This is a genomic window from Streptomyces sp. NPDC054847 (assembly GCF_053610925.1).
This window is the reverse complement of record NZ_JBSGZJ010000510.1, coordinates 1-4942: the sequence shown is the minus strand read 5'-3', so window position 1 is coordinate 4942 and position 4942 is coordinate 1. Positions and strand designations below refer to the sequence as shown.

Below are 4942 nucleotides of genomic sequence, written 5' to 3'. Positions count from 1 at the left end.
GCTCGTACGGCCCGACGGCACGTACGACGGCGCCCTCGGCGGCCATCGCGAACTGGACCGCACCGCGGCCCGCGAGGCCCGGGCGATGCTGGACGCCGGACGCACCGGAACCGTCGTCATCGGTGAGGACGGCTCCCGGTGCGGCCGGCCGTTGACACTGCTCGTCGAGTCGAGCGTCCCCGCACCGAGGATGATCGTCTTCGGAGCCATCGACTTCGCCGCCGCCCTGGTGCGCGTCGGCAAGTTCCTCGGCTACCACGTCACCGTCTGCGACGCGCGGCCCGTCTTCGCGACGCCGAGCCGCTTCAAGGAGGCCGACGAGGTGGTCGTCGAGTGGCCGCACCGCTACCTGGAGTCGACGGAGGTCGACGGCCGTACGGTGCTGTGCGTACTGACCCACGACGCCAAGTTCGACGTACCGCTGCTCGAGCTCGCCCTGAGGCTGCCGGTCGCCTACGTGGGCGCGATGGGCTCCCGCCGCACCCACGAGGACCGCAACAGGCGGCTGCGCGAGGTCGGCGTCTCGGACCTCGAACTCGCCCGGCTGCGCTCACCGATCGGCCTCGACCTCGGCGCCAGTACGCCGGAGGAGACCGCGCTGTCCATCGGCGCGGAGATCGTGGCCAACCGCCGCGGCGGCACCGGTGTCTCCCTGACCGGCGCGCACACCCCCATCCACCACGACGGCCCCGACGCGCCCACCGGGCGGATCGGGTCGGTGGCATAGGCGTCCGGCGGGCCGCGTACGGCGGAAAGCCACGCCGTGGCATCGACCAACGGGGTCGCATCTGCCATGTGGGTTCGGCCGAAAAGGCTGTACCTGCGATCCCGGGGCGCCTATTGTGGCGCATATGCAGTCCTACACCATCGGTCAGGCCGCGCGGCTGCTCGGCGTCAGCGCCGACACGGCGCGGCGCTGGGCCGACGCCGGACGGGTCGCGACCCATCGCGACGACAGCGGCCGGCGCCTCATCGACGGCCGGGACCTGGCCGCGTTCTCCGTCGAGGTCGCCCAGGGCGGCGTCGGCGACGAGGAGACCTCCTACACCTCGGCGCGCAACGCGTTCCCCGGCATCGTCACCGCCGTCAAGCTCGGCGACGTCGCCGCGCAGGTGGAGATCCAGGCCGGGCCGCACCGGCTCGTGTCCCTGCTGACCCGCGAAGCCGTCGAGGAACTGGGACTGGAGGTCGGCATGCAGGCCACCGCCCGGGTGAAGTCCACGAACGTGCACATCGACCGCGCCTGACCCGGGCGCCGGCCCGCGGTCGGACCTGTCCACGCGGAACGGCGCACCACAGCACAGATCCGCGCGACACGGCACACCATCGGATCCGCGCGATACGGCGCACAGCACAGAGGAGTCCCGTCCCGTGTTCCCCAGCCTCGGCGGACGCCGCCGCACTCCCGCTGCCGGACGCCGCCGCGCCGCGGCCGCGATCATGACGGCCGCCCTGCTCGCCCCGCTCGCCGCCTGCGGCACCGGCGACGCCGGGAGCGGGAAGAGCGTCTCCGGCGAACCGTCCGACGCCCGCCTGACCGTGCTCGCCGCGTCCTCGCTCACCGACGTCTTCGAAACGGCGGGCGACGCCTACGAGAAGTCGCACCCCGGCACGGAGATCGCCTTCTCCTTCGCCGGCTCGCAGGAACTCGCCGCGCAGGTCAGGCAGGGCGCTCCCGCCGACGCCCTGGTCACCGCCGACGGCAGGACCATGGACGGCCTCGCCGCCGACACCGGCTCCCCGGTGGTCATCGCCAAGAACCGGCTGGTCATCGTCACCGGCAAGGGGAACCCGCACAAGATCGGTGCGCTCGAGGACCTCGCCGGGACCGGGCTCAAGGTCGTGCTCGCCGCGCCGGAGGTCCCCGTCGGCCGCTACAGCAGGCAGATCCTCCAGGGCCGCAACGTCGACGTGCGGCCGGTGTCCGAGGAGCCGAACGTCCGGGCCGTCCTCAGCAAGGTGGAGATGGGCGAGGCCGACGCGGGCATCGTGTACCGCACGGACGCCGCCGTCGCCGCCGAGAAGGTCGACGCCGTCGACATCCCCGACGGCCACAACGCCGTCGCCTCCTACCCGGCCGCGACCCTGAAGTCGTCGAAGAACGCCGACGCGGCAGAGGCTTTCGTGACGTGGCTGACCGGCCCGGAGGCGCAGAAGATCCTCCGGGACGCGGGCTTCCAGCAGCCGTAACCGCTCCCCGCGGCCGTGGCCGCCCGTCCCTCTCCGCTCGATCACCAGGACGCACCATGAAGCGCCTACGCGACACGCCCCCGTCCCGCCTCCCGGGCAGGGGCGGGCGGGACCGGCCCGGCGGGGGCGTCGGAGCGCGTACGCCCGTGGTCCTGGCGGTGCCCGCGCTGTTCGCCGTCGCGTTCCTGCTGCTGCCCTTGGCCGGCATCCTCGGCCGGACGGCGTGGAGCGACATCGGCGGCCATCTGACCAGCCCCGGCGTCACCGAGGCGCTGCGGCTGTCGCTCGTCGTCTCCTTCTGGGCGCTCGGACTGTCCCTGCTGCTCGGCGTTCCGCTCGCCTGGGTGCTGGCACGGACCGACTTCCCGGGCAAGACGCTCGTCCGCTCGCTCGTCCTGCTGCCCATGGTGCTGCCGCCCACCGTCGGGGGAGTGGCGCTGCTGCTCGCCTTCGGCCGGCGCGGACTCCTGGGGCCGTGGCTGGAGGACACGTTCGGCATCACCCTGCCGTTCCACACCTCCGGCGCCGTCGTCGCCGCGACCTTCGTGGCCATGCCGTTCCTCGTCATCAGCCTCGAGGGCGCCCTGGGCGGTCTGCGTCCGGGCTACGAGGAGACGGCCGCCTCGCTCGGCGCCTCCCCGCTCCGGGTCTTCCTCACCGTCACCCTGCCGATGGTCGCCCCCGGGCTGGTCGCCGGAGCGGCACTGACCTGGGCCCGTGCGCTCGGCGAGTTCGGTGCGACGATCACCTTCGCCGGCAATCTGCCGGGCACCACGCAGACGCTGCCCTTGCAGGTGTATCTGCTGCTGCAGGAAGAACCGGACGCGGCGACGTCGCTGTCGCTCCTGCTGCTCGTCATCGCCATGGCCGTGCTGATCGCCCTGCGCGGCCGGTGGACGGGCGGGGCCCCGCCCGCCGCCGCCCGCCGCGTACCCGCCGCCGAGCCCGAGGAACCCGGCCCGGTCTCACCCGGAGCCCCGGCGGCCCCGGTGGCCGGACCGCCGTTGGCGGACGGACGCTGGCCGCTGCACGCGGAGGTCAGCGGCTTCGACGAACTCACCCTCGACGCCGCGCCCGGCACCACCATCGCCGTCGTCGGCCCCAACGGCGCCGGCAAGACGACCCTGTTGCGGGCCCTCCTCGGACTGTCCCCGCGCGCCCACGCCGCCCTGCGGCTCGGCGACACCGACGTGTCCGCCCTGCCGCCCCACCGCCGCGGTGTGGCCTGGGTGCCCCAGGACGGCGCGCTGTTCCCGCACCTGAGCGCCCTCGGCAACACCGCGTACGGACTGCGCTCGCGGGGCGTCTCCCGTACGGAGGCGCGCCGCAGCGCACAGGAGTGGCTCGAACGGCTCGGCGTCGGTCATCTCGCCGCCCGCAGACCCGCCCAGCTCTCCGGCGGCCAGGCCCAGCGCGTGGCCCTCGCCCGCGCCCTGGCCGCCCGGCCGCGGCTGCTGCTGCTGGACGAGCCGCTGGCCGCCCTCGACCAGACGACCCGGGCCCATGTACGCCACACCCTGCGCCGCCATCTGGACGGCTTCGGCGGTGTCTGCCTGATCGTCACCCACGACCCGGTGGAGGCCGTGTCGCTGGCCGACCGGGTGCTCGTCCTCGACGACGGCCGTGCCGTCCAGGACGCGCCGCCCGCCGAGGTCACCCGCCATCCGCGCTCGCCGTGGGTCGCGCGGATGCTCGGCCGCAACGCCTGGCCCGGCACGGCCGTGGCCGGCGGCATCGAACTCGGCGGCGGCGGACGGCTCGTGGTGGCCGACCCGCTCACCCCGGGCGCGGACGTCCTCGCGATCATCGCCCCGGAGGCGGTGTCCGTGCACCGCGAACGCCCCGGCGGCAGCCCGCGCAACGTCTGGCCCGGCACCGTACGCGAGATCACCACCGTGGGCAGCCGGCTGCGCGTCCTCGTCACCTCGCCGCACGCGCCGGACCTGGTCGCCGAGATCACCCCGCAGGCGGCGGCCGAACTGGGCCTCGCGGAAGGGGAGTCGGTCTGGACGGGCGTCAAGGCCACCGAGGTCACCGTGGTCGGCCTGTAGCTCTCCGCGTGTCTCCGGCCGCGCGGCCGGAGAGCTGTGACGTTTCCGTGGGCCGCGACGCTGACACTACGGGGGACATGGGCACGGGTGCGCCGTGCCGGAGGGAACGAAGAGGACCGAGTGGGCAAGGGGCGGGGCAGCCGGCGTGCGGAGACGCACGACAAGGAGCTCGGCGACGCGGTGGCACAGGCACAACGGGGTGACGAGGCCGCCTTCTCCGCGGCCTATCGACTCGTCCATCCCCCGCTGCTCGGATATCTGCGCGGCCTCGTGGGCGACGACGCGGAGGACGTCGCGTCCGACGCCTGGCTTGAAATAGCCCGTGACCTCGGGCGCTTCCGCGGCGACGGCGCCGGCTTCAGAGCCTGGACGGCGACCATCGCCCGCCACCGGGCCATGGACCACCTGCGCCGGATCCGGAGCCGCCCGCGCGGTACGGTCCTCGAGAGCGAGCTCACCGCACTGCCCTCCCCGAGGGACACGGCGGCAGAGGCCTTCGAGACCGTCTCGACCCAGCAGGCCCTTGCCCTCATCGCCCAACTGCCCCGGCAGCAGGCGGAGGCGGTGCTCCTCCAGACCGTCATCGGACTCGACGGGCCGGCCGCCGCGCGTGTACTGGGCAAACGCCCGGGAGCCGTGCGCTCGGCCACGCACCGGGGGCTCAGACGGCTGGAGAGGTTCCTGGCGTCACCGCCGCGCGG

5 protein-coding genes are annotated in these 4942 nt (G+C 74.2%); all 5 read left to right on the top strand.

Annotated features, from left to right (window positions below):
• Positions 1 to 727, top strand: a 727-nt coding sequence (locus tag ACWGH4_RS31220; RefSeq protein WP_453466801.1) for an XdhC family protein, incomplete at its 5' end; no start/stop codon positions are given.
• Positions 728 to 851: 124 nt separating this feature from the next.
• Positions 852 to 1247 (top strand): TOBE domain-containing protein, encoded by a 396-nt coding sequence (locus ACWGH4_RS31215; protein WP_053556799.1) that lies wholly within the window; start codon positions 852 to 854, stop codon positions 1245 to 1247.
• A gap of 193 nt (positions 1248 to 1440) precedes the next feature.
• Positions 1441 to 2190, top strand: a complete 750-nt coding sequence (modA, locus tag ACWGH4_RS31210) for a molybdate ABC transporter substrate-binding protein (protein ID WP_453466803.1) — start codon at positions 1441 to 1443, stop codon at positions 2188 to 2190.
• Between the two features lie 56 nt (positions 2191 to 2246).
• Positions 2247 to 4241, top strand: a complete 1995-nt coding sequence (locus ACWGH4_RS31205) for an ABC transporter permease (RefSeq protein ID WP_453466797.1) — start codon at positions 2247 to 2249, stop codon at positions 4239 to 4241.
• A 120-nt stretch (positions 4242 to 4361) separates the two neighbouring features.
• A partial coding sequence (locus ACWGH4_RS31200; protein WP_453466795.1) for an RNA polymerase sigma factor occupies positions 4362 to 4942 on the top strand: 581 nt, incomplete at its 3' end.